The sequence below is a fragment of the Clavibacter sp. GW821-FHT01D01 genome, assembly GCF_059422605.1.
This window is the reverse complement of sequence record NZ_JBWKXC010000003.1, coordinates 224,094-246,898: the sequence shown is the minus strand read 5'-3', so window position 1 is coordinate 246,898 and position 22,805 is coordinate 224,094. Positions and strand designations below refer to the sequence as shown.

The following is a 22,805-nucleotide window of genomic DNA, read 5'->3' as shown; positions in this document are numbered from 1 at the left end:
GGCCCCATCGTACGGCCCCGGCGTCGGCGGTAGTGTGGGCCCGACATGACGAACAGGCCCTGCTCCCGCGTCGGCTGCACCGGCGGCGCCACGACCACGCTCACCTACGTCTACGCCGACTCCATGGCCGTCCTCGGTCCCCTCAGCCACGACTCGGAGCCCCACAGCTACGACCTGTGCGACCGCCACGCGGCCCGTCTCTCGGCCCCGCAGGGCTGGCAGATCGTCCGGCACGGCGTGCTCGGTGAGGTAGGTTTCGGAGCATGACGACGACTGCCGCCGAGAACCTGACCGCCATCGTGAAGACCTACGACGTGCGAGGTCTCGTCGGAAGCCAGCTCACGGAGGAGCTGGTCACGGCGCTCGGGGCGGGCTTCGTCGACGAGCTCGGCGCGGCCGGCAGCGAGGTCGTCGTCGGCCACGACATGCGCGACTCCTCGCCGTCCTTCGCCCGGGCCTTCGCCGAGGGCGCCACGGCCCGCGGCGCCGACGTGCTGCTCATCGGCCTCTGCTCCACCGACGAGACCTACTTCGCGTCCGGGTCCCTCGACGCGCCCGCGGTCATGTTCACCGCGAGCCACAACCCGGCCACCTACAACGGGCTCAAGTTCTCCCGCGCGGGCGCCCAGGGCATCAGCCTCGACACGGGCCTCGCGGCCATCCGCGACCGCGCCATCGGCTTCCTCTCGGACGGCATCGCCGCCGTCGAGCCGGCCGGCCAGGTGCGCGAGCGCGACGTCCTCGCCGACTACGCGGGCTACCTCCGCCAGCTGGTGGACCTCTCCGCCATCCGCCCGCTGCGCGTCGTCGTCGACGCCGGCAACGGCATGGGCGGCATGACCGTCCCCGCCGTCCTCGGCACGGCGGCCGGGCTCCCCGAGCTGCCCATCGAGATCATCCCCCTCTACTTCGAGCTCGACGGCACCTTCCCGAACCACGAGGCGAACCCGCTGGAGCCCGCGAACCTCGTCGACCTGCAGGCGGCCGTCGTCGCGCACGGCGCCGACCTCGGACTCGCCTTCGACGGCGACGCCGACCGGTGCTTCGTGGTCGACGAGAAGGGCCAGGCGGTCACGCCCAGCGCCGTCGCGGCGGTCGTCGCGCTCCGCGAGATCTCGCGCGTGAAGGCGCAGTCGCCGGACGACGAGGTCACCGTCCTGCACAACCTCATCACCTCGCGCATCGTCCCCGAGACGATCGAGGCGGCGGGCGCCACGGCGGTCCGCACGCGCGTCGGCCACTCGCTCATCAAGGACCAGATGGCCGCCACGGGCGCCGTCTTCGGCGGCGAGCACTCCGCGCACTACTACTTCCGCGACTTCTGGGGCGCCGACAACGGCATGCTCGCCGCCATGCACCTGCTCGCGGAGTTCGGCCAGAGCGAGGGCCTCATGTCCGACCTGTCGGCGCGCTACACGCCCTATGCGCTCTCGGGCGAGATCAACAGCACGGTCGAGGACGTGCCGGCCGCCTACGAGCGCATCGTCGAGGCGTTCCGCGGCCGCGGCGAGTTCGACGAGCTCGACGGCCTCACGGTCGACGGCCCGGTCGACGCCGACGGCGCCTTCTGGTGGTTCAGCGTCCGCCCGTCGAACACGGAGCCGCTGCTGCGCCTGAACGTCGAGGCCTCGACGGAGGAGCGCATGGCGTCCCTCCGCGACGAGCTCCTGGGGCTCATCCGCGGGGCCTGACCCGCACCGCACCGCCCCCGACGCCGCGCCCCTCCTCGAGGGGCGCGGCGTCGTCGTGCGTGCCGGCGGTGCCGTCCGCGTCGAGGTACCCCCGGGGGGTTACCTTCGATACCCCTAGGGGGTACCATGGAGGGGAACGGGAGGTGGCCACCATGGTCGGGTACAGCGAGGGCAAGGACGACATCCTCAAGCGGCTGCGTCGCGCCGAGGGCCAGGTGCGCGGCATCGAGCGCATGGTCGAGTCCGACACGTACTGCATCGACGTGCTCACGCAGGTCTCGGCCGTCACGCGCGCCATGGAGACCGTCGCGCTGAAGCTCCTCGACGACCATCTCGCCCACTGCCTCGCCGAGGCCGCGCGCGAGGGAGGCCAGGTCGCGGACGACAAGGTGCGCGAGGCCTCCGCCGCCATCGCGCGGCTCGTCCGCTCCTGATCCGCCCGGCGGCCGCGTCGGCCGCCGTCCGTCGCGCCCCCGACGCCCCCGACGCCCCTCCACCTGCGAACCCCCGAGAAGGAGACCCCATGACCACCACGACCTTCCCCGTCACCGGCATGACCTGCGCCCACTGCGTCGCGAGCGTCACCGAGGAGGTCGGCGAGCTCCCGGGCGTCGCGTCCGTGGCCGTCGACCTCGTCGTCGGCGGGGCATCCACCGTCACCGTCGAGAGCGACGGCCCGCTCGACCCCGAGGCCGTGCGCGCCGCGGTCGACGAGGCCGGGTACGTCGCGGGGCTCTGACATGACCGAGCCCGTCACCGGATCCGCCCCCGTCGCGGAGGACGCCGCCCTCACCCGCGTCGACCTCGACGTGCAGGGGATGACCTGCGCGTCGTGCGCCATGCGCATCGAGCGGAAGCTCGGCCGCATGCCCGGCGTCGAGGCGGCCGTCAACTACGCGACCCACCGGGCGCGCGTGCGGCTGCCCGAGGGCGTGAGCGTCGAGGACGCCATCCGCACCATCGAGCGGACCGGCTACCGCGCCAGCGAGCGCGCCGCGCGGGGGAGCGTGCCGGAGGCGGGGGGTGCCGCCCTCGTCGAGGCGGCGGTCCCCGCGGACGCTCCGGCCGTCGACGCCCCTCCCGCCCTCGCATCCGCGGCGGTGACCGCCCCCGCGGCGCGGACCGCATCCACCACCCCGGCCGCGGCCCCTGCCTCGGCCCCGGCCGAGACCGGCCCGAGCGACGCCGTCGCCGCGCGCGTCCCCGACGCCGACGAGCTCGCGCTCCGGCAGCGGCTCGTCGTCTCCGCCGCGCTCACCGTCCCGGTGTTCCTCATGGCGATGATCCCGGCGCTGCAGTTCCCCGACTGGCAGTGGCTCTCCCTCGCGCTCGCGGCGCCCGTCGCCGTCTGGGGCGCGTGGCCGTTCCACCGCGCCGCCGCGGTGAGCGCCCGCCACGGCGGCGTGGGCATGGACACGCTCGTGAGCATCGGCGTCGCGGCCGCGTTCCTGTGGTCCCTCTACGCCCTGTTCCTCGGCGACGCGGGGGAGCGGGGCATGACGATGACCATGGCCCTCGTCGGGGAGCCGGGCGCGGGATCCGGCGACATCTACCTCGAGGTCGCCGCCGCCGTCACCGTGTTCATCCTCGGCGGGCGCTACCTGGAGGCGCGCGCCGCCCGCGCGTCCGGCGCCGCCCTCGCGGCGCTCCTCGACCTCGCCGCGAAGGACGTGGCGGTCGTGCGCGACGGCGTCGAGCGGCGCATCCCGATCGGCGCCCTGCGCGTCGGCGAGGAGTTCGTCGTGCGTCCGGGCGAGCGCATCGCCACCGACGGCGTGGTCGTCGACGGCGCGAGCGCGGTCGACCGGTCGCTCCTCACGGGCGAGTCCCTGCCGGAGGAGGTCGGACCGGGCGACGACGTCACCGGAGCGACCCTCAACGCCGGCGGCCGCCTCCTCGTGCGCGCGACGCGCGTGGGGGAGGAGACCCGCCTCGCCCGGATGGCGGCCCTCGTGGAGGAGGCTCAGACCGGCAAGGCCCGCATCCAGCGCCTCGCCGACCGCGTGTCGGCCGTCTTCGTGCCCGTCGTCCTCGTGCTCGCGCTCGGCACGCTCGCCGGCTGGCTGCTGCTCGGCTTCCCGCCGGAGGCCGCGTTCACGGCCGCCGTCGCGACCCTCATCATCGCGTGCCCGTGCGCCCTCGGGCTCGCGACGCCGACCGCGCTCCTCGTGGGGACGGGCCGCGGCGCCCAGCTCGGCATCCTCATCACCGGACCGCAGGTGCTCGAGTCCACCCGCCGCATCGACACCGTGCTCCTCGACAAGACCGGCACGGTCACCACGGGCGTCATGTCGCTCGTGCGTGCCGTCCCGGCCGCCGGGGTCGACGCCGGCGAGCTCGTCCGTCTCGCGGCCGCCCTCGAGGCGCGCTCCGAGCACCCGGTTGCCCGGGCCGTGGTCGAGGCGGCGGGCGCCGGATCCGCGCCCGCCGTCGAGGGCTTCGTCGCGACCCCGGGCCTCGGCGTCCACGGCGTGGTCGACGGCCGCGCCGTCGCCGTCGGGCGGCCCTCGTGGCTGCGGGAGGCGTGGTCGGCGGAGCCCGACGCGGTGCTCGCCGAGGCGCTCCTGGCGGCGGAGGCCGACGGGTCGACCGTCGTCGCGGTCGCGTGGGACGGAGCCGTGCGCGGCGTCCTCGCGGTCGCCGACACCGTGAAGCCGACGAGCGCCGAGGCGGTCCGCCGCCTCCGGTCGCTCGGCCTCCGTCCCGTGCTCCTCACGGGCGACACCGCGGGGTCCGCCCGTCGCGTCGCCGACGAGGTGGGGATCGAGGAGGTCATCGCCGGGGTCCTCCCCGAGGGGAAGCTCGAGGCGGTGCGGCGGCTGCAGGCCGAGGGCCGCGTCGTCGCGATGGTCGGCGACGGCGTCAACGACGCCGCCGCGCTCGCGCAGGCCGACCTCGGCATCGCGATGGGCACGGGCACGGATGCCGCGATCGAGGCCGGCGACATCACGATCGTCCGCGGCGACCTCGTGCTCGTGGCCGACGCCGTGCGCCTCGCCCGCCGGACGCTCGGCACCATCCGCGGCAACCTGTTCTGGGCCTTCGCCTACAACGCCGCCGCGATCCCCGTCGCGATGGCGGGCCTCCTGAACCCGCTCGTCGCGGGGCTCGCCATGGCGCTCTCCTCGGTGTTCGTCGTCACGAACAGCCTGCGCCTGCGGTCCTTCCGCTAGCCGCCGGGCGCCCGCCCGTCACGCACGGGCGGGCGTCATGCCGCGGATGCGAGACTGGGGGCATGACCCTGCTGCCGGAGGCCACCTCCACCGCTCTGCCCTTCCGCGTCGCCGACCTCTCGCTCGCCGAGTCCGGCCGCCACCAGATCCGCCTCGCCGAGAACGAGATGCCCGGCCTCATGGCGCTCCGTGAGGAGTTCGGCGCGTCGCAGCCGCTCGCGGGCGCGCGCATCGCCGGATCCATCCACATGACCGTGCAGACGGCCGTGCTCATCGAGACCCTCACTGCGCTCGGCGCGCAGGTGCGCTGGGCCAGCTGCAACATCTTCTCCACGCAGGACGAGGCCGCCGCGGCGGTCGCCGTCGGCGCGGGAACCCCGGAGGCGCCCGCGGGCGTGCCGGTCTTCGCCTGGAAGGGCGAGACGCTCGAGGAGTACTGGTGGTGCACCGAGCAGATCTTCGACTGGTCGGGCGAGGCGCTGGCCGCCGGCGCCGACTGGACGGGCCCGAACATGATCCTCGACGACGGCGGCGACGCCTCGCTCCTCGTGCACAAGGGCCGCGAGTACGAGCTCGCGCAGGCCGTGCCGGAGACCCCCGAGGACGCGAGCCACGAGTACCGCGTCGTCCTCGACACGCTCCGCCGCAGCCTGCAGGCGTCCGGCGACCGCTGGACCCGCCGCGCCGCCGACATCCAGGGCGTCACCGAGGAGACCACCACGGGCGTCCACCGCCTGTACGAGCTGGCGCGTGACGGGGAGCTGCTGTTCCCGGCCATCAACGTCAACGACTCCGTCACGAAGAGCAAGTTCGACAACAAGTACGGCATCCGCCACTCGCTGCCCGACGGCCTGAACCGCGCCACCGACACGCTCATCGGCGGCAAGGTCGCGTTCGTCGTGGGCTACGGCGACGTCGGCAAGGGCGCCGCCGAGGCGCTGCGCGGCCAGGGTGCCCGCGTCATCGTCTCCGAGGTCGACCCCATCTGCGCGCTCCAGGCGGCGATGGACGGCTACCAGGTCGCGCGGCTGTCCTCGGTCATCGAGGCCGTCGACATCCTCGTCACCGGCACGGGGAACGTCGACGTCGTCCGCGTGGACGACATCCAGCGCATGAAGCACCAGGCGATCATCGCGAACGTCGGCCACTTCGACAACGAGATCGACATGGCCGGCCTCGAGCGCCTCCCGGGCGTGGAGAAGGTCGAGATCAAGCCGCAGGTGCACGAGTGGCGCCTGCCCTCCGGCCGCAGCGTGCTCGTGCTCTCCGAGGGCCGCCTGATGAACCTGGGCAACGCCACGGGGCACCCCTCGTTCGTGATGAGCAACTCGTTCACGAACCAGGTGCTCGCGCAGATCGAGCTCTACGTCCGCAACGACCAGTACCCGATCGGCGTGTACGTGCTGCCGAAGCACCTCGACGAGAAGGTGGCGCGCCTGCACCTCGACGCGCTCGGCGTGGAGCTCACCGAGCTCCGACCGGAGCAGGCCGCCTACATCGGCGTGCCCGTCGAGGGCCCGTACAAGGTGGACCACTACCGGTACTGACCGACCGCCGGGCCGACCGCCTGACCGCCGACGCCGTCCGACCCGCAGCGCGGGGCGGGCGGCGTCGGCGCGTGCGGGGCCGGATCCTCAGAGCGGGGTGGACGCCCCGGGCGGCGGGAAGCCGTGCGGGCGGCCCGCGAGGATCGGCTCGAGCGCCGTCATCCGGTCGCGCTCGAGCATCAGCGCGCGGTGCTCGCGCTCGCGGCGGACGGCGCCCACGGCCGTCACGAACGACTCGGCATCGGTCGCGGGAACGGGCGACACGTGCGCGGCGGCCTCCGCGGCGAGCTCGGCCGCGAGGCGCGCGCGGGAGGGCGCGGTCATCGCGCCGCGCTGCGTGAGGAAGCGCGCGACGCGGCGGCCCAGCTGGTCCGGGAGCCGGCCCACGTCGGCCTCGGCGGCCCAGGCGACGAGGTGCGGCGGCACGGGCGGCAGCGGCGCCGGGTAGGCGGGCACGCGCTCGTGCTGCGTCCGGGTGCCGGCCACCAGGTCGCCGAGGCGCTGGGCGCGCGGCGAGAGGAGCCCGACGAGGGCGGCGAGCCCGCCGAAGGTGAGGTACAGCTCGAGGACGCCGACGAGGGCACGCGCGACCGCGTGGCGGAGGCCGATGCCGCCGCCGTCCGCGCGGACGATGCGCGCCCCGACCGCCCAGCGGCCGAGCGAGCGGCCACGGGAGGCGACCTCGACCACGACGGGCATCACGACGACGGCGAGCACGACGGCGGCGATGACGCAGGCCGCGCCCGACGCCTCGTCGAGCAGCCCCGCCGCGGCGAGCCGGCCGATGAGGAGGACGAGCAGGAAGCCCACGACCACGGACGCGAGCACGTCGATCGCGGCGCCAGCGGCCCGCAGCACGAAGCCCGCGGGACGGACGTCGAGGGCGACGGCCTCGCCCACCACGAGCGCGTCGGGACCGTCCGAGGATCCCGGGTCGTGCGCGTCGGCGGCCGCCATGCATATAGTCAAGCAGATGGACCTCGACGCCTACACCGCCGCCCACCGGGACGCGTGGGACCGGCTCGCCCGCCTCTCCGGCCGGCGCCGGCTCACGGGACCCGACGCCGACGAGCTCGTCGACCGGTACCAGGCGGGCGCCGCCCAGCTCTCCGCCATCCAGGCCGCGGCCGGATCCACCGCGCAGGGGGACCGGCTGTCCGTCGCCCTCTCGCGGGCGCGCATGCGCTTCACCGGGCAGGCGACGAACCCCGCCGCGCGCATCCCCGCGTTCTTCGCCGTCGACCTCCCCGCGGCGCTGTACCGGATCCGCTGGCTCACCCTCGCGGTCGCCCTCGCGACCATCGCCATCGTGGCGCTCTACGCCACCTGGATCCTCCGGGACCCCGCGATGATCGCCAGCCTCGGCAGCGACGAGGACCTCCGCCGCTACGTCGAGGACGACTTCATCGACTACTACAGCTCCAACCCCGCGGCCTCGTTCACCGGCCAGGTGTGGACGAACAACGCGTGGATCGCGGCGCAGTGCGTGGCCTTCGGCATCACGGGGCTGTGGGTGCCGTACGTGATCCTGCAGAACGCGCAGGGCCTCGGCACGACCACGGCCGTCATGTTCTCCTACGGGGAGGGCGGCACGTTCTTCTCCTACATCCTCCCGCACGGCCTGCTGGAGCTCACGGCGATCTTCGTGGCCGCCGCCGCGGGCCTGCGCATCTCGTGGTCCTGGATCGCGCCCGGCGCCCGCACCCGCGGCCAGGCGCTCGCCGAGGACGGGCGGGCCCTCATCACCGTGGCCATGGGGCTCGTGCTGGTGCTGCTCGTGAGCGGGGTCATCGAGGGCTTCGTGACGCCGCAGCCCTGGCCCGTGCCGCTGAAGATCGGCATCGGCGCCGTGGCGCTCGCCGCGTTCCTCGTCTACATGGTGGTCGTGGGCGGCCGGGCGGTCCGCTCGGGCGCCACGGGCGACCTGGACGAGTTCGAGGCGGGCGGCCGGCGGATCGTCGCGGGCTGAGCCCCGCGGATCCGCCGGCCGCCCGCCTCGCGGGTCGTGCCGGCGCGGATCAGCCCGCGGCGGCGGCCCCGGCCGGGTCGACGTCCCGCTCGAGCGGCGTCGCGTCCACCGAGGTGCCCATGTGCAGGCGGAAGGCGCCGGGCTCGCGCCGCCAGCCGCCGTCCCAGTGCTGGAAGGCGCGGGCGGCGATCGCGACGGGCACCTCCGCCGACGCGCCGGCCTCCAGGTGCACGGACGCGAAGCCCGCGAGCCAGCGGACCGGACGGTCCACCGCGGACGCCGGGCGCGACGCGTAGGCCTGCACGACCTGCTTGCCCGCGCGGTCGCCCGTGTTCGTCACGGTGACGGTCGCTGTGATCCCGCCCGCGCCGTCGTCGGACACGCGGAGGTCGTCGAGGGCGTGCGTCGTGTACCCGAGGCCGTGGCCGAACGGGTAGGCGGGCGTCGCGCCGGCGCGGAGCCAGGCGCGGTAGCCGACGTGGATCCCCTCGTCGAAGACGACCCGCCCGTCGACGGGCGTGACGCTCCGGACGGGGACGTCCTCCTCCGCGGCGGGCCACGTGGTGGGGAGGCGTCCGCCCGGCTCGACGGCGCCGAGGAGCACGTCCGCGAGGGCCGCGCCGAACTCCTGGCCGCCGAACCACGCGAGGAGGACCGCGTCCACCTCCTCCCGCCAGGGCAGGAGGACCGGGGAGCCGGAGTTGACGACCACGACGGTGCGTGGGGCGACGGCGGCGACGCGCCGCACCAGCTCGTCCTGGCGGCCCGGGAGCGCGAGGGAGTCGCGGTCGAAGCCCTCCGACTCCACCTGGGCGTTCGTTCCGACGACGACGATCGCGACGTCCGCGCCGGTCGCGGCCGCCACGGCCTCGTCGAGCAGGCGCTCCGGGTCGGACTCGTCGGCCTCGAGGCCCACCGTGATGCCGAGGATGCCCGCGAGGCCGCCCGGCATGGAGGTGAGCTCGAACTCCACCCTGAGGTCCACGGGCTCGCCCGCGGTCGCCGCCAGCGCGGCCGAGATCGAGGGCGGGGACATGAGGCTCGCGCCGAGGTCCATGCCGACGGGCGCGGCGCCGTCCTCGCGGAGGAGCGCGCCGTCGGCGTACACGCGGCCACGGCCGGTGGCGCTGAAGCCGAAGAGCACCTCGCCCGTCGTCGTCGGGGTCCAGCGGGCCGTGATCTCGATGACCGCCGCCGTGCCCGTCGGGGCGTCGCCGCCGAAGTACATGAGGGTCGTCGCCCGGCGGTCCTCCGTGAACATCTCGCCGCCGTCCGCGTCGAGGAAGCGCACGAGCGCGCCCGGCTCGCCCGTGCGGGGGTTCCGGATCTCCGCCAGCGGCAGCTCCTGGATCCCCTTCTGCACGACCGCGCCGCGCGCGTACCGCACGTCGACGCCGTCGGGCAGCGCGTCGCGGATCCCGTCGAGCGGCGTGACCACGTGCTCCGGGATGACCGTCGCGCTGCCGCCGCCCTGCGTGCGCGCCTCGACGGCGTTGTGGCCGATGACGGCGACGGTCCGGAGGGCGGACGCGTCGAGCGGGAGCGCCCTGCCCGCGTTCCGCACGAGCACGCTGCCGGCCGCGGCGGCGGTGCGCGCGAACGCGACGCCGTCCTCGACGGCGACGGGGGCGGGCGCCACGGCGTCGAAGCCCTCGAGCGCGCCGACCCGGGCGGCGAGCCGGAGGAGGCGGAGGACCTTGCGGTCGATGTCGCCCTCGAGCACGCGGCCGTCGCGCACGGCGTCGAGGAGCGCGGGGCCCCACGCGCCGAGCGGGCCGGGCATCTCCAGGTCCTGCGAGGCGCGCGCGGCGTCGACGCTGCGGACGCCCGTCCAGTCGCTGACCACGACGCCGTCGAAGCCCCACTCGGAGTTCAGCGGCGTCTCCAGCAGGTCGTTCTCCGTGGATGTCGTGCCGTTGATGGAGTTGTACGAGCTCATGACGAGCCAGGCGCGCGACTCGACGACGGCCTTCTCGAACGCCGCGAGGTACAGCTCCCGGAGCGCGCGCTCGGAGACGACGCTGTCCGCGGTGAACCGGTCGGTCTCGTACTCGTTGGCGACGTAGTGCTTGGGGGTGGCGCCGACGCCGTTCTCCTGGACGCCCCGCACGTACGCGGCGGCGAGGTCGGCGGTGAGGAGCGGATCCTCGCTGAACGCCTCGAAGTGCCGCCCGCCGTAGGGGGAGCGGTGCAGGTTGATGGTCGGGCCGAGCACGACGTCGACGCCCTTGCGGCGCGCCTCCACCGCGGACGCCCGGCCGTAGCGGGCCGCGATCCCGGTGTCCCAGGTCGACGACAGCGCGGATGCGGACGGCAGGTTGAGCGAGGGGGAGCGCTCGTCCCACACCTCGCCGCGCACGCCGCTCGGGCCGTCGGAGACGAGCATGCGGCGGAGTCCGATCCCGTCCACGGGCCACGTGGTCCAGAAGTCGCGGCCCGTGACGAGCTGCACCTTCTGCTCGAGCGCGAGGCGCCCGACGAGCTCCTCGAGGCGGGCGGTGTCGGGGTCGAGCGGCGTGCTCTCGCGGGGGTCCATGGGTGCTCCTTCGGGGACGTCGGCGTCGGGGCGAGTCTCCTCGCCCCGGTCGGGTGCGGGGAAGACGGGGCCGCTCATCGGACGCCCTTCACGCGGAAGGCGGCCACCGCGCCGAGGAGGCCGGCGGCGGCGCCCGCGAGGAAGAGGCCCGGGTAGCCGGCGACGGCGACGACGCCACCGGCCGCGGTCGGGACGAGCGACTGGGGCAGCGCCTGCGCGATGTTCACGACGCCGAGGTCCTTGCCGTTGTCCGAGTCGCTCGGGAGCACGTCGGTGATGAGCGCGAGGTCGACGGCGTAGAACGAGCCGATGCCCGCGCCGATCACGAGCTGCGCCGCGTAGACGACGGCGAGGCTGGGGGCGAGGGCGAGGATCACGAGGCCGACGACCGCGACGAGCGCCGCGGCGGCTACGAACACCTTGCGGCGGCCGAGCCGGTCGCTCAGCCAGCCGGCCACGAAGGTGGTCGAGACCACGCCGATCACGTTGAAGAGGGTCGCGAGGAATACCGCGTTCGCGACGTCGGCCTCGGCGACGCCGAGGTCGTCGATGAGGTAGAGCGCCAGGTAGTTCGTGGCCGTGACGGCCGACGCGGTGAGCAGGAAGCGCATGAGCCAGGCCCAGCCGAAGTCGGGGTTCCTGCGCGGGTCGAACACGAACGACCCGAGCAGCTCGCGGACGCCCAGGGGAGCCGCGGGGCGCTCGACGAGCACGCGGTCGCGGAAGACGAGCGCGAAGGCGACCACCACGGCCACGCCGACGGCGCCGGGCACGAGCACCTGCTGCGTCGTGGTGGCGAACAGCTGCACGATGAAGGTGCCGACCACGAGCGAGCCGTTCTGCGCGACGCCGACGGCGGCGGCGACGCGTCCGCGGTTGCGCGGGCGGGCGGAGTCGGCCATGACGGCGATGAGCGCGGCGATGGCGGCGTTGAAGCAGGCCTGCACGAGCATCCACGCGCCCACCAGGGCGAGCACCGTGGTCGCCTGCGTGAGGAGGACGAGCGCGCCGTAGCCGAGGACGACGCCGCCGATGATCCAGGGGCGCCGCATGCCGAGTCGGCCGGTCGTGCGGTCGGAGAGGCGGCCCGCGAGCGGGTTCACGACGAGCGCCACGACCGCGCCGAGGCCGAGCACGAGGCTCAGCGTCCCGGCGGTCCTCCCCGGCGCGACCTCGTTCACCTTGAGCGCGAGCGACACGATGATGGGCGGCAGCAGGGCCACGAAGAGGCCGAGGAGCGCGATGGGCATCCCGATCTCGGCGCGACGCGAGCCGGGCGGGCGGACACCGTCCCGGACGCTGGGGAGGGCGCGCGACGCGCCCTCGATGTGCTGCTCTCGGACTGCGTCGGCCACGGTGCCTCCTGGTGTCTGGCCGCCCTCGTCGGCGGCTCGGCATGACGGTAGCACGCAAAACCGACCCGCGGTAGGTATTTGCCGTCGCCCGGGATCGCTAAGGTCGATCCATGGCAGGGGCAGAGGGGCCGCGGCGGTACGCCAAGGGGGCGACCCGGCGCCGCGAGATCCTCGAGGCCGCGCTCGCCCTCATCGCCGAGCGGGGGTACTCGGCGTCGTCCCTGCAGGAGATCGCCGACGCCGTGGGCATCAGCAAGGCGGGCGTCCTCCACTACTTCGAGTCGCGCGAGGCGCTCATCGCCGCCGTGCTCGAGGAGCGCGACGCGCACTCCGCCGCCGACCACCGCGACGCCATGCCGGACGCGGATCCCGCGGACATGGTGGGCGCGCTCCTGCACGCCAGCTCCCGCAACGCCGCGACGCCCGGGCTCGTCGCGCTGTACTCCCGCCTCGTCGTGGACGCGGCGGGCGTCGAGCACCCCGCGCACTCCTACATCGCCGACCGCTACGCGCGAGTCGTGGGGGCCCTCGCCGACCAGGTGCGCGACCTCGGCGTCGAGCTCCCGGCGGGCATGGACCCGGACGACTTCGCCCGCCTCGCCGTGGCCGTCAGCGACGGCCTCCAGCTGCAGTGGAGCTACCGCCCGGACATCGACATGCGCGATGCGCTCGAGCGCTCCATCCGGGCCCTGAGCGGCGGGGCGCTCCCGCTGCCGGCCGGGGAGCGCACCGCGACCACGACCTGACCACGACCACCGCCGCGAGCGCGGTCGCCGTCCGCCGTGGCCGCCCGGGCCACCCGGTCGGGACCCGGATCAGAGCCGCCCGGTGGCCTTCAGCCGGATGTAGCGGTCGGCCAGCGCGGGCGGCAGGTCCGCGGGCGCGCCCGTGACGACGTCCGCCCCGAGCCGGCGCACGGCGGCCTCCACGCGGGCGACGTCGAGGAGCGCGCGCTCGGCCGCGGCGGCGCGGTACACGGCCGTGCGGCCGGTGCGGTCGGCGGCGCGCTGGGCGAGGCCGGGATCCACGACCGCCGCCACCAGCACGTGGTGCGTGCGCGTGAGCTGCGGCAGCACCTGCAGCAGCGCCGTGGAGCTGCCGGGGGAGTCGATGGACGTGAGCAGCACCACGAGGGAGCGCTGCGTCACGATGCGGCGCACGAGCGCGGGGACGGCGGTCCAGTCCGTCTCGAGGAGCTCCGGGTCCACCGGGGCGAGCGCGTCGACCATGCGGGAGACGACGTCGCCGCCGGATCCCGCGCGCACCCGGGCGCGCACCCGCCGGTCGTGCGCCACCATGTCGACGCGGTCGCCGGAGCGCGTCGCGAGGGCGGCCAGCAGGAGCGACGCCTCGAAGGCCGTGTCGAGCCGCGTCTCGTCCTGGATCCGCCCCGCGGCCGTGCGCCCGGTGTCGAGCACGAGCACGACGCGCCGGTCGCGCTCGGGCCGCCAGGTGCGGACGACCACGTCCTGCCGTCGGGCGGTCGCGCGCCAGTCGATGGAGCGCACGTCGTCGCCGCGCACGTAGTCGCGCAGGCTGTCGAACTCGGTGCCCTGCCCGCGGACCATGAGGGCAGTGCGGCCGTCGAGCTCGCGCATCCGGGCGAGCCGCGACGGGAGGTGGCGCCGGGAGCGGAACGGCGGCAGCACGCGCACGGCGCCCGGGGAGAGGAGCGTCGCCTGGCGGGCCGCGAGGCCGAGCGGGCCGGCGGAGCGGATCGTGACCCGCTCGGTGCGGCGCTCGCCGCGGCGCGTGGGGGTGAGCGCGAGGCGGATCGCCCGGCGCTCGCCGGCCGGGATCCGCACGCGGTCGCGCGTGGAGGAGGCCCCGGCGGAGGGCTGCCAGGCATCGCGCACGACGGCGCGGAGCGTCCGGGACCCGCGGTTCGTGACGAGCAGGAGGCTCTCGCCGGTCTCGTCGAGGCGGATCCGCGCGGGCAGGCTCCGCTCGAGCGCCACCCGGCGGGGGCTCGCGGCGAGGGCCAGGTCGAGCCCCACGAGCAGCGCGACCAGGAGGATCCAGCCGGCGAGCAGCGCGTAGGCCGCGTCCGACCCGTCGCCGAGCGCGACGAGCGGCACGAGCCCCAGGAGGAGCAGCGCGACGGTGCGGCCGGTGAGGGCCATCTAGCGCAGCGCCATCTAGATCGGCACCTGCACCTGCGACATGACCCCGCGGAGCACGGCGTCGACGGAGACGCCCTCGAGCTCCGCCTCGGGGCGGAGCGCGATGCGGTGGCGGAGCACGGGCAGCACCATCTCCTGCACGTGGTCGGGCGTCACGGCCTCGAAGCCGCTCAGCCAGGCCCAGGCGCGGCTCGCGGCCAGGAGGCTCGTGGATCCGCGCGGCGACACCCCGAGCTGCACCGACGGCGACCGGCGGGTGGCGCGCGCGAGGTCGACCATGTACGCGAGGACGTCGGCGCCCGCGCGCACCTCGCGCACGGCGGCCTGCGCCCGGCGCAGTCCCTCCGCGTCGAGCACGGGAGCGACGCCCGCGGCGCGGAGGTCGCGCGGGTCGAAGCCCGTCGCGTGGCGGCGGAGCACCTCCACCTCGGCGTCGCGCTCGGGCAGGTCGAGGACGAGCTTCAGGAGGAAGCGGTCGAGCTGCGCCTCGGGCAGCGTGTAGGTGCCCTCGTACTCGACCGGGTTCTGCGTGGCGGCCACGAGGAACGGGTCGGGCAGCGGGTGGCTCTCCCCGTCGACCGTGACCTGCCGCTCCTCCATGGCCTCGAGCAGCGCCGACTGGGTCTTCGGCGGCGTGCGGTTGATCTCGTCGGCCAGCAGGATGCTGGTGAACACGGGGCCCCGGCGGAACGAGAACGCCCCCTCGCGGGAGTCGTAGACGAGCGACCCGGTGATGTCGCCCGGCATGAGGTCGGGCGTGAACTGCACGCGCGCCGTGTCGAGGGCGAGGGCCTGGCTGAGCGACCGGACGAGCAGCGTCTTGGCGACGCCGGGGACGCCCTCGAGGAGCACGTGGCCGCGGGCGAGGAGGGCGATGATCATGCCGGTCACGGCGCCGTCCTGGCCGACCACCGCCTTCCCGACCTCGGTCCGGACGGCGAGCAGGCTGGTGCGGAGGTCGTCGGTCATGGGTCCATTCTCCTAGGCGGGGTCCACGGCGCGGGCGACCCGGCGCTCGAGGGCGGCGAGGCGCCCGGCGAGGTCGACGAGGTCCCGGTCGGTGCGGGGGCGGGTGTCGAGGAGCAGGGCGCGGATCCCGGCCGGGTCCTCGCCGAGGGCGGCGGCGGAGGCGGCGGCCACCTCGTCGACGGTCGCGAGCCGCCCGAGCGCGAGCGCCGTCGCGAGCCGGTCGACCGTGCCGACGCGGAGCGCGTCGAGGGCGTGGCCGCGCGCGTCGGCCCGCAGGTAGAGCCGTGCGCGGCCCTCGGCGGTCTCGTCGGCCCGGACCACGACGGGCAGCCGCTCCACGACGAGGGGGCCGAAGCGGCGGCCGCGCCACACGGCGGCGGCGAGGGCCGCGGCGCCGAGCAGCAGGATCGCGGGGGTCACCCACCCGGGCGTCAGCTGGCCGAGCGTGGGCGGCGCGTCCCCCGCAGCGTCGTCGGGCGACGGCGTGTACCAGACGAGCCGGGGGCGCTCCCCGAGCACGCCGAGCGCGAGGGCGGCGGATCCCTGCTCCCCGATGCGGTCGTTGGTCAGGACGGGATCGGCGTCCAGCACGACGACCGTGCCGCCCGGCGCGAGGGCCGCGGGCACCTCGAGGAGCGCGAAGGCGTCCCCGGTGTCGTCGGGGAAGCAGGTGACGGCCGCGGAGGCGTCCGCTCCGACGAAGCGGAACACGGGCGCGTCGTCGGGGAGGGATCCCGCGGCCGCCGCCGCCGGGAGCGCGCACCGGGCGTCCAGCGCGCGGTCGTCGGACTCGGCCGCGCCGCCCGCCGCGACGTCGGGCGCGATCGCCCGGAGCGTCCGGAAGTCGGGGGAGAGGAGCACCGTGCGCGTCGCCAGCCGGCCGACCTCCGCCAGCCGGTCGTCGTCGAGGCGGTCGGACGTGGGCCCGAGCACGAGGGTCGCGTCGTCGCCGTCCCCGACCGCGGCGCGGGCCTCGGCCAGGGTGCCGGCGAGGGTCACGTCGACGCCCTGGGCGGCGAGCACGCGGGCGAGCGCCTGCGTGCCGCCCGGGGCGGGGTTGTCCGGCGCGAGCGCGTCGCCCGGCCGCGCGGCGCCGCCGATCGCGAGCGACGCCAGCGCCACCAGGACGGCGAGCGAGGCCAGGGCGATCCAGGTCCCGGCCCGGCGGAGCGCCTGACCCGGCGTGCGCGTCTCGGCGGTCGCGAGGCCGGGGTCCGGGGTGGTCGGCGCCGGCGCGGGCGCGGTCACGCGGGTCCCGCGCCCACGGGCTCGTGGAGCACCGGCACGGACGTCCGCAGCTCGCGGTCCAGCGCGGCGAGCCGGTCGACCATCCCCTCGGTGCCGGCGCGCCCGAGGTAGCGGACGGCGTCGAAGTCGTCGGCGGCCGCGACCAGCCGCTCCGCGTGGCCGGGGTGGGCGGATCCGGCGCGTCGGGCGAAGCCGCGGGCCGTGGTGCCGGGATCCACCGTGACGATGGTGCGCTCCGCCTGCTCGCGGGCGATGGCGCGGAACAGGTCGGACACCGCGGAGTCGAGGTCGCCGGCGCGCCGGGCCGCCTCGGCGGCGCGCCGCAGCTCCTCCGCCGAGCGCCGGTCGTCCGACCCGAACAGCCCGTCCCCGCTCCGGGCGGCCCGACGCCGCCGGTCGCGCCGCGGGGCGCCGAAGACGAGGAAGGCCACGACCACCACCGCGAGCACGAGCACGCCGATCACGAGGGGCGCGAGGTCGGCGAGGCCGCCGCTCGCCCCGCCCAGGACGCGCGCGATCCAGTCGGCCACCGCCTGCGCGGCCAGGTCGAGCGCGTTCGGCCGCGCCGCCTCGTACTCCGGGCGCCCGAGCTCGTCGAGCAGGAGGCGCCGGGCGTCGTCCGCGTCGGGCTCGAGCGGCACGGCGGCCGCGCGCGCGACGGCCGTGAGGGCGAGGGAGGGGATCACGGGCGTCCCGGGGCGGCGCCGGGCGCCGCGTAGGGGTCGCGCGCGTCCGGGCCCGTCGCCGTCGGGGCACCCGCGGCACGCTCCTCGGCGAAGCGGGCGAGCTCGAGGTCGAGCCCCTCGCGCCGCATCCGGAGGTCGATGTAGAGGATCGTCGCGTTGGCGGTCGTGACGATGGCGCCGATGCTCCCCACGACGACGCTCACCACGACGGCGAGCAGCTGCGACCCGAGGTAGAACACGACGGACGCGTCGAAGGACTCGAAGTCGAGCTCGCCGTTCGGGAAGAGCACGCCCTGCAGGATGGAGGTCAGCAGCGTCAGCGGCACCGTGACGACGTTGGTGGCGGCCGAGACGATCACGCCCGTGAGCAGCAGGATCCCGAGCACGCGCCAGAACGACCCGATCGTGAGCGACCAGGAGCGCCGGGCCGCGGCGAACGGCCGGAGCCGCTCGATCACGATCGCGCTCGGCACGAGGGCGAGGCGGGTCGTGACCCAGGCGGCGACGACGACGAGGCCGGCCACGCCGAGGACCCCCACGATCACGCCGACGACGATGCCCGCGCCGCCCGCGAGCACCAGGAGGACGACGACGCCGGTCAGCACGGCGGCCACGAGAGTCCACGCGGCGGCGAGGAAGGCGCTCCACAGGACGAGCGACCCGACGCGCGGACGGGCGAGGCGCCACAGCGCGCGCATCCGGAGGCGCTCGCCGAGGGTGCCGCGGGCGACCTCGCTCGCGATGACGCCCTGCAGGAAGGCGGAGGCGACGATGGACAGCACCAGCGTCACGAGCGCCGCGACCACGACGGCCGCGACGCCGCCCGCGATGAGCGGCCCCTGGTCGGCCTCGCGTGCCGAGAGCACGCGCAGCACGACGAAGCCGCTCACGCCGCCGACGATCAGCAGGGTCAGGACGCCGACGAGCCCCTGGATGAGGAGCGCGCTGCCGATGGTGGGCCCGGGGTTCCGGCGCAGCGTCTGGAAGGAGCCCGCGAGGATCGCGCCGAGCCCGAGCGGGCGCAGCGGCAGCAGGCCGGGCTTCGGGGGCGGCGTCCAGCCGTGTGCGGCGCCCCATCCCGGAGCGGGCGGGTACCCGGGGCCCGGGCCGTACCCGCCGACCGGGGCGTAGCCGGGGCCCGCCGGCTGACCGGGTGCTTCAGGGTAGCCCGGCGCCGGCGGGGGACCGGCTGCAGGGGCGCCGCGCCCCGCATCCGCGTCGCGTCGTGCGGGGTCCGGGGATCCGCCCGGACCGGACGGTGCGCCGCCCGGGGCCTGCCAGCTCTGGTCATCGGTCACAGTGCCCCAGCCTCCCACAGGCGTCCGGCGGAGTCACGGCGCGGGCCGGTGTCCGCGCGCCCGGCCGTCCCCGCGGATCCACCGGCTACCCTGGGGGTTCCGAGGACGGGGAACACGGTTTCATGACAGCACGGATACTGGTGGTCGACGACGACACCGCGCTCGCCGAGATGATCGGCATCGTCCTGCGCACCGAGGGCTTCGAGCCCTCCTTCTGCGGGGACGGCGGCCAGGCGCTCGCCGCGTTCCACGAGGGCAAGCCGGACCTGGTCCTGCTCGACCTCATGCTCCCGGGGCTCGACGGCATCCAGGTGTGCGACCTCATCCGCGCCGAGTCGGGCGTGCCCATCATCATGCTCACGGCGAAGTCCGACACGGCCGACGTCGTGAAGGGCCTCGAGTCCGGCGCGGACGACTACATCGTCAAGCCGTTCAACCCCAAGGAGCTCGTCGCGCGCATCCGCACGCGCCTGCGCCCCGCGTCCGCCGCGTCGCCCGGCCTGCTCCAGGTCGGCGACCTCGTGGTCGACGTCGAGGGCCACGAGGTCCGGCGCGGCGAGGAGCGGATCAACCTCACGCCCCTCGAGTTCGACCTCCTGCACGCGCTGGCGAGCCGCCCGCAGCAGGTGTTCACCCGCGAGATGCTCCTCGAGCAGGTGTGGGGCTACCAGTACAAGGCGGACACGCGCCTCGTCAACGTGCACGTGCAGCGCCTCCGGGCGAAGGTCGAGGACGACCCGGACAACCCGCGCATCGTCATGACCGTGCGCGGCGTCGGCTACCGCGCGGGGGCCGCGGCCTAGCCCGATGCGCCCCCTGCCCGCGTGGCTCGTCGACTGGAGGTCGTGGCCGCGCCGCCTCGTCCGGATCTGGTCGGTGTCGCTCCAGTTCCGCACCGTGCTCATCACGGTCGCGCTCTCCGGCGTCACCGTCCTCCTCATCGGCGTGCTCATGACGCAGAGCATCTCGAGCGACCTCTTCCGCCAGCGGCTCGACACCGTCCTCCAGCAGTCCAACAGCGCCACCGGCCGGATGCAGGAGCAGTTCACCTCCTCCGACGCCTCCGACCAGACGGAGCTGGAGCAGCTGCGCACCCAGGTCTTCGACGAGCTCCGCGGCAGCGCCATCAACCTCTCCGACTTCGCCTTCCGCCGGACGCCCGGCACGGAGGCGCGGAACGTCCTGCAGAACGCGTCCACCGCCGACTACGTCGACAGCCTCCTGAGCGCCGACCTCCGCCGCGCGGTCGGCGAGGGCACGGGCACGCAGCAGTGGCAGTCCGTGGCGATCCCGGTGGGCGACCAGGGCGCCACCAGCCCGGGCATCGTCGTCGGCTCGAGCATCGACATCCCCTCGGCCGGGCGCTACGAGCTCTACCTCGTGTACGACCTGGGCGACATCCAGCAGACCCTCGACTTCGTCGCCGGCACGATCCTCCTCGCGTTCCTCCTCCTCGTGGTGCTCATCGGCGCGATCGCCTGGCTCGTCGTGCGCCTGGTCGTGGCGCCCATCCGCGTGGCGGCCGACACGAGCCAGAAGCTCGCGGCCGGTCAGCTCGAGGAGCGGCTCCCCGTGAAGGGGGAGGACGTGATCGCGACCCTCGCCCGGTCGTTCAACGGCATGGCCGACTCGCTGCAGTCGCAGATCACGCAGCTCGCCGACCTCTCGCAGCTGCAGCAGCGCTTCGTCTCGGACGTCTCGCACGAGCTGCGCACGCCGCTCACCACCATCCGGCTCGCGGGCGGCGTGCTCTACGACCTGCGCGAGGACTTCAGCCCGCCCGCGGCCCGCAGCGCCGAGCTCCTGCACACCCAGGTGGAGCGGTTCGAGACCCTCCTCGCGGACCTGCTGGAGATCAGCCGGTTCGACGCGGGCGCCGTCGACCTCGTGACCGAGCCCACGAACCTCGTGCGGCTCGTGGAGGACAGCATCGAGGAGTTCGAGGGCCTCGCCGCGCAGAAGGGGTCCGAGCTCCGGCTGGTCGCCCCGGGCGGCTACTTCGACGCCGAGATGGACGCGCGGCGCGTGCGCCGCATCGTCACGAACCTGGTCGGCAACGCGCTCGACCACGGCGAGGGGCGGCCCATCGTCATCACGGTGGACAGCGACCGCGACGCCGTCGCGCTCGCCGTGCGCGACTACGGCGTCGGCATGACGCACGAGGAGATGGGCCGCGTCTTCGACCGGTTCTGGCGCGCGGACCCCTCCCGCCAGCGCACCACGGGTGGGACCGGCCTCGGGCTCGCGATCTCGCTCGAGGACACGAACCTGCACCACGGCTGGCTGCAGCTCTGGTCGCGCCCCGGCGAGGGGTCCTGCTTCCGCCTGACCCTCCCGCGCCGCCCCGACGTGCCCCTCGAGGGCTCGCCCGTGCAGCTGCCGCCCGACGACCCCGCGAACGACGACGCCCACGAGGAGGACGCCCGTGTCCCCAGCTCCTGATCCGCGGCACCGGCGCGTCCGTCCGGTCCTCCGCCGACGCCGGACGACCCGCGCGGCCGCCGTCGCGCTCGTCGCGTCCGTCGCGGTCGTCCTGGCCGGCTGCGTCTCCATCCCCTCCGGCGGACCTGTCTCCGAGGGCGACGCCGCCGTCATCGCGGACGAGTCGGGGGTCAGCTACCAGCCGGACGGCCCGCAGGCCGGGGACGGCCCGGACGACGTCATCGCGGGCTTCGTGGACGCCGCGACCAGCTCCGCCGACCAGTACGGCGTGGCGCGCCAGTTCCTCGCGTCGGACTTCGCATCCCGCTGGGACCCGTTCGCCAGCGTCGTGGTCTGGGAGGGCCAGGCCTCGACCTCGGAGGAGGTCGACGGCACCTACAGCTACTCGGTGACGACCATCGCGACGGTCGACGGGCAGGGCCACTACCGGGAGGTCGGCAGCGACCAGGAGACGCGCCTCTCGTTCCAGCTCGTGCAGGAGCGCGGCGAGTGGCGCATCCAGAGGGCACCCGACGGCATCGCGCTGCGGTCGACCTACTTCCGCGAGATCTTCAGCGCGCACGCGCTCTACTTCTTCGACCCCACGTTCTCCTTCCTCGTGCCGGATCTCCGCTTCTTCGTCACGCGGGCGTCGCAGAGCGTCAGCACGCGCATCGTGAAGTCGCTCCTCCAGGGGCCGTCGCCGTGGCTGTCCCAGCCCGCGGTCGTCACGGCCTTCCCCGAGGGCACGCGGCTGGCGTCGTCGGCGGTGACGACTGCGGGCGGGACGCCCCAGGTGGACCTCTCGACGGAGGCGCGCGCCGCGGACGGCGTCACCCAGCAGCGCATGGAGCTGCAGCTGCGGCAGAGCCTGTCGAACATCCCGTCGGTGCTCGACGTGCAGGTGCTCGTCGACGGCACGCCGCTCACGGTGCCGGACCTCGGCGGCCGAGGCCCGGTGAAGGACCCGCAGGCGGAGTCGCGTCCCCTCGTCCTCGCCCAGGGCGCGTTCGGCTACCTCGGCGGCGGCGAGGTCGCGCCGCTCGGGACCCTGGGGACGCGCGTCGCGGCCCTCGGCGCGGACGCGGCGACGCTCAGCGCCGACGGCCAGCAGGCGGCGGTGCGGAACGCGTCCGGCGTCTGGAGCGTCGGCGACGGCGACCGCGACGCGGTCCTCCTCGACACGCGGCCGGGCCTCGTCGCGCCGTCGCTCGACGCGCAGGGGTACGTGTGGTCGACGCCGGCGTCGGATCCCCGCGGCCTCGTCGCCTGGGGTCCCGACGGCGTCGCCCACCCCGTCGCCGTGAGCTGGACGGCGACCGGCCGCGTCGTGTCGCTCGACGTGGCGCGCGACGGCGCCCGCGTGCTCGTGCAGCTCGAGACGGGTGCGGGCCCGCAGCTGCTCGTGGCCTCGATCGTCCGCGACGACGGGGTGCCCGTCTCCCTGACGACGACGCCGCTCGAGCTCCTGGCCGCGCCGGGGACGCCGCTCGACGCGACCTGGGTCGACGAGCTCGACGTCGCGACCCTCACCCTCACGCCGGACGGCGAGCGCCAGGTCGACCTGCACCAGGTCGGCGGCCCGTCGGAGAGCATGGGATCCGCGACCGACGGCGTCACCATCACCGGCGCCAACGACGAGAGCGGACTGCGCGTCCTCACGAGCGCTGGCGCGCTCCTCACCCCGCGCGGCAGCACGTGGCAGCAGACGGCCACGGGCGTCTCCTTCGTGGCCACCAAGCGCTGACGCCCTCCCCCGATCCGCCCGCGGCGCCCCGCGCGCACCGGC

The 22,805-nt window shown here is 75.3% G+C and carries 19 protein-coding genes; 11 read left to right on the top strand and 8 right to left on the bottom strand.

All coding sequences use genetic code 11. The features are described 5' to 3' along the window. Positions 1 to 45 precede the first annotated feature (45 nt). The 6 genes from AC07VC_RS06710 (at position 46) to ahcY (ending at position 6,411) form a co-directional block, all read left to right on the top strand. Complete coding sequence (locus AC07VC_RS06710) at positions 46 to 267, top strand: DUF3499 family protein (protein WP_015489735.1); 222 nt, start codon at positions 46 to 48, stop codon at positions 265 to 267. After that, positions 264 to 1,691, top strand: coding sequence for a phosphomannomutase/phosphoglucomutase (locus AC07VC_RS06705; protein WP_494675417.1), 1,428 nt, complete (start codon positions 264 to 266; stop codon positions 1,689 to 1,691). The genes AC07VC_RS06710 and AC07VC_RS06705 overlap by 4 nt, the downstream gene beginning before the upstream one ends. 152 nt (positions 1,692 to 1,843) lie before the next feature. Then, positions 1,844 to 2,125, top strand: coding sequence for a metal-sensitive transcriptional regulator (locus AC07VC_RS06700; RefSeq protein WP_015489737.1), 282 nt, complete (start codon positions 1,844 to 1,846; stop codon positions 2,123 to 2,125). Between the two features lie 89 nt (positions 2,126 to 2,214). Further along, the gene (locus AC07VC_RS06695; RefSeq protein WP_094115387.1) at positions 2,215 to 2,430 is read left to right on the top strand and encodes a heavy-metal-associated domain-containing protein; all 216 of its coding nucleotides are present in this window, start codon (positions 2,215 to 2,217) and stop codon (positions 2,428 to 2,430) included. A 1-nt stretch (position 2,431) separates the two neighbouring features. Next, entirely contained in the window at positions 2,432 to 4,864 is a 2,433-nt protein-coding gene (locus tag AC07VC_RS06690; RefSeq protein WP_494675418.1) for a heavy metal translocating P-type ATPase, read from the top strand. A gap of 62 nt (positions 4,865 to 4,926) precedes the next feature. Beyond that, positions 4,927 to 6,411 (top strand): adenosylhomocysteinase, encoded by a 1,485-nt coding sequence (gene ahcY, locus AC07VC_RS06685; protein WP_494675419.1) that lies wholly within the window; start codon positions 4,927 to 4,929, stop codon positions 6,409 to 6,411. Positions 6,412 to 6,498: 87 nt separating this feature from the next. Here ahcY and AC07VC_RS06680 read toward each other — a convergent pair whose 3' ends face one another. After that, positions 6,499 to 7,368, bottom strand: a complete 870-nt coding sequence (locus AC07VC_RS06680) for an RDD family protein (RefSeq protein ID WP_494675420.1) — start codon at positions 7,366 to 7,368, stop codon at positions 6,499 to 6,501. Positions 7,369 to 7,384: 16 nt separating this feature from the next. Here AC07VC_RS06680 and AC07VC_RS06675 point away from each other — a divergent pair, with 16 nt between their 5' ends. Next, entirely contained in the window at positions 7,385 to 8,380 is a 996-nt protein-coding gene (locus tag AC07VC_RS06675) for a stage II sporulation protein M (RefSeq protein ID WP_494675421.1), read from the top strand. A gap of 49 nt (positions 8,381 to 8,429) precedes the next feature. Here the strand turns inward: AC07VC_RS06675 and AC07VC_RS06670 are convergent, their stop codons facing one another. Beyond that, positions 8,430 to 10,916 (bottom strand): glycoside hydrolase family 3 protein, encoded by a 2,487-nt coding sequence (locus tag AC07VC_RS06670; RefSeq protein ID WP_494675422.1) that lies wholly within the window; start codon positions 10,914 to 10,916, stop codon positions 8,430 to 8,432. Between the two features lie 74 nt (positions 10,917 to 10,990). Further along, the gene (locus tag AC07VC_RS06665; protein ID WP_494675423.1) at positions 10,991 to 12,271 is read right to left on the bottom strand and encodes an MFS transporter; all 1,281 of its coding nucleotides are present in this window, start codon (positions 12,269 to 12,271) and stop codon (positions 10,991 to 10,993) included. Between the two features lie 110 nt (positions 12,272 to 12,381). On the opposite strand from AC07VC_RS06665, the gene AC07VC_RS06660 reads away from it, so the two are divergent. Further along, a complete protein-coding gene (locus AC07VC_RS06660; protein WP_494675424.1) occupies positions 12,382 to 13,017 on the top strand; it encodes a TetR/AcrR family transcriptional regulator in 636 nt (211 codons plus the stop codon). 69 nt (positions 13,018 to 13,086) lie between these two features. Here AC07VC_RS06660 and AC07VC_RS06655 read toward each other — a convergent pair whose 3' ends face one another. Genes AC07VC_RS06655 through AC07VC_RS06635 form a run of 5 tightly spaced genes read right to left on the bottom strand, consistent with a single transcriptional unit; the run spans position 13,087 to position 18,595 of the window. Further along, positions 13,087 to 14,394 (bottom strand): DUF58 domain-containing protein, encoded by a 1,308-nt coding sequence (locus AC07VC_RS06655; RefSeq protein WP_494675425.1) that lies wholly within the window; start codon positions 14,392 to 14,394, stop codon positions 13,087 to 13,089. 15 nt (positions 14,395 to 14,409) lie between these two features. Further along, positions 14,410 to 15,363, bottom strand: coding sequence for an AAA family ATPase (locus AC07VC_RS06650; RefSeq protein ID WP_317231151.1), 954 nt, complete (start codon positions 15,361 to 15,363; stop codon positions 14,410 to 14,412). A 12-nt stretch (positions 15,364 to 15,375) separates the two neighbouring features. After that, positions 15,376 to 16,611, bottom strand: a complete 1,236-nt coding sequence (locus AC07VC_RS06645; RefSeq protein WP_494675426.1) for a DUF4350 domain-containing protein — start codon at positions 16,609 to 16,611, stop codon at positions 15,376 to 15,378. Continuing rightward, complete coding sequence (locus AC07VC_RS06640; RefSeq protein ID WP_494675427.1) at positions 16,608 to 17,297, bottom strand: DUF4129 domain-containing protein; 690 nt, start codon at positions 17,295 to 17,297, stop codon at positions 16,608 to 16,610. Before AC07VC_RS06640 ends, AC07VC_RS06645 begins: the two co-directional genes overlap by 4 nt. After that, the gene (locus tag AC07VC_RS06635) at positions 17,294 to 18,595 is read right to left on the bottom strand and encodes a hypothetical protein (RefSeq protein ID WP_494675428.1); all 1,302 of its coding nucleotides are present in this window, start codon (positions 18,593 to 18,595) and stop codon (positions 17,294 to 17,296) included. The genes AC07VC_RS06640 and AC07VC_RS06635 overlap by 4 nt, the downstream gene beginning before the upstream one ends. A 122-nt stretch (positions 18,596 to 18,717) precedes the next feature. On the opposite strand from AC07VC_RS06635, the gene mtrA reads away from it, so the two are divergent. From mtrA to lpqB, 3 genes are read left to right on the top strand one after another with little or no spacing between them, the layout of a single operon-like run. Continuing rightward, positions 18,718 to 19,398 (top strand): MtrAB system response regulator MtrA, encoded by a 681-nt coding sequence (gene mtrA, locus AC07VC_RS06630; RefSeq protein ID WP_317230851.1) that lies wholly within the window; start codon positions 18,718 to 18,720, stop codon positions 19,396 to 19,398. Positions 19,399 to 19,402: 4 nt separating this feature from the next. Further along, positions 19,403 to 21,037, top strand: coding sequence for an MtrAB system histidine kinase MtrB (mtrB, locus tag AC07VC_RS06625; protein WP_317230850.1), 1,635 nt, complete (start codon positions 19,403 to 19,405; stop codon positions 21,035 to 21,037). Further along, positions 21,021 to 22,763, top strand: coding sequence for a lipoprotein LpqB (gene lpqB, locus AC07VC_RS06620; protein WP_317230849.1), 1,743 nt, complete (start codon positions 21,021 to 21,023; stop codon positions 22,761 to 22,763). Before mtrB ends, lpqB begins: the two co-directional genes overlap by 17 nt. The last annotated feature ends 42 nt before the right edge of the window (positions 22,764 to 22,805 follow it).

Coding starts and splice junctions, on each gene's coding strand:
- AC07VC_RS06655 (WP_494675425.1), bottom strand. CDS start 14,394: ATGGCCCTCACCGGCCGCACCGTCGCGCTGCTCCTCCTGGGGCTCGTG.
- AC07VC_RS06660 (WP_494675424.1), top strand. CDS start 12,382: ATGGCAGGGGCAGAGGGGCCGCGGCGGTACGCCAAGGGGGCGACCCGG.
- AC07VC_RS06680 (WP_494675420.1), bottom strand. CDS start 7,368: ATGGCGGCCGCCGACGCGCACGACCCGGGATCCTCGGACGGTCCCGAC.
- mtrB (WP_317230850.1), top strand. CDS start 19,403: ATGCGCCCCCTGCCCGCGTGGCTCGTCGACTGGAGGTCGTGGCCGCGC.
- AC07VC_RS06710 (WP_015489735.1), top strand. CDS start 46: ATGACGAACAGGCCCTGCTCCCGCGTCGGCTGCACCGGCGGCGCCACG.
- AC07VC_RS06675 (WP_494675421.1), top strand. CDS start 7,385: ATGGACCTCGACGCCTACACCGCCGCCCACCGGGACGCGTGGGACCGG.
- AC07VC_RS06705 (WP_494675417.1), top strand. CDS start 264: ATGACGACGACTGCCGCCGAGAACCTGACCGCCATCGTGAAGACCTAC.
- AC07VC_RS06695 (WP_094115387.1), top strand. CDS start 2,215: ATGACCACCACGACCTTCCCCGTCACCGGCATGACCTGCGCCCACTGC.
- AC07VC_RS06670 (WP_494675422.1), bottom strand. CDS start 10,916: ATGGACCCCCGCGAGAGCACGCCGCTCGACCCCGACACCGCCCGCCTC.
- AC07VC_RS06700 (WP_015489737.1), top strand. CDS start 1,844: ATGGTCGGGTACAGCGAGGGCAAGGACGACATCCTCAAGCGGCTGCGT.
- AC07VC_RS06650 (WP_317231151.1), bottom strand. CDS start 15,363: ATGACCGACGACCTCCGCACCAGCCTGCTCGCCGTCCGGACCGAGGTC.
- ahcY (WP_494675419.1), top strand. CDS start 4,927: ATGACCCTGCTGCCGGAGGCCACCTCCACCGCTCTGCCCTTCCGCGTC.
- mtrA (WP_317230851.1), top strand. CDS start 18,718: ATGACAGCACGGATACTGGTGGTCGACGACGACACCGCGCTCGCCGAG.
- AC07VC_RS06690 (WP_494675418.1), top strand. CDS start 2,432: ATGACCGAGCCCGTCACCGGATCCGCCCCCGTCGCGGAGGACGCCGCC.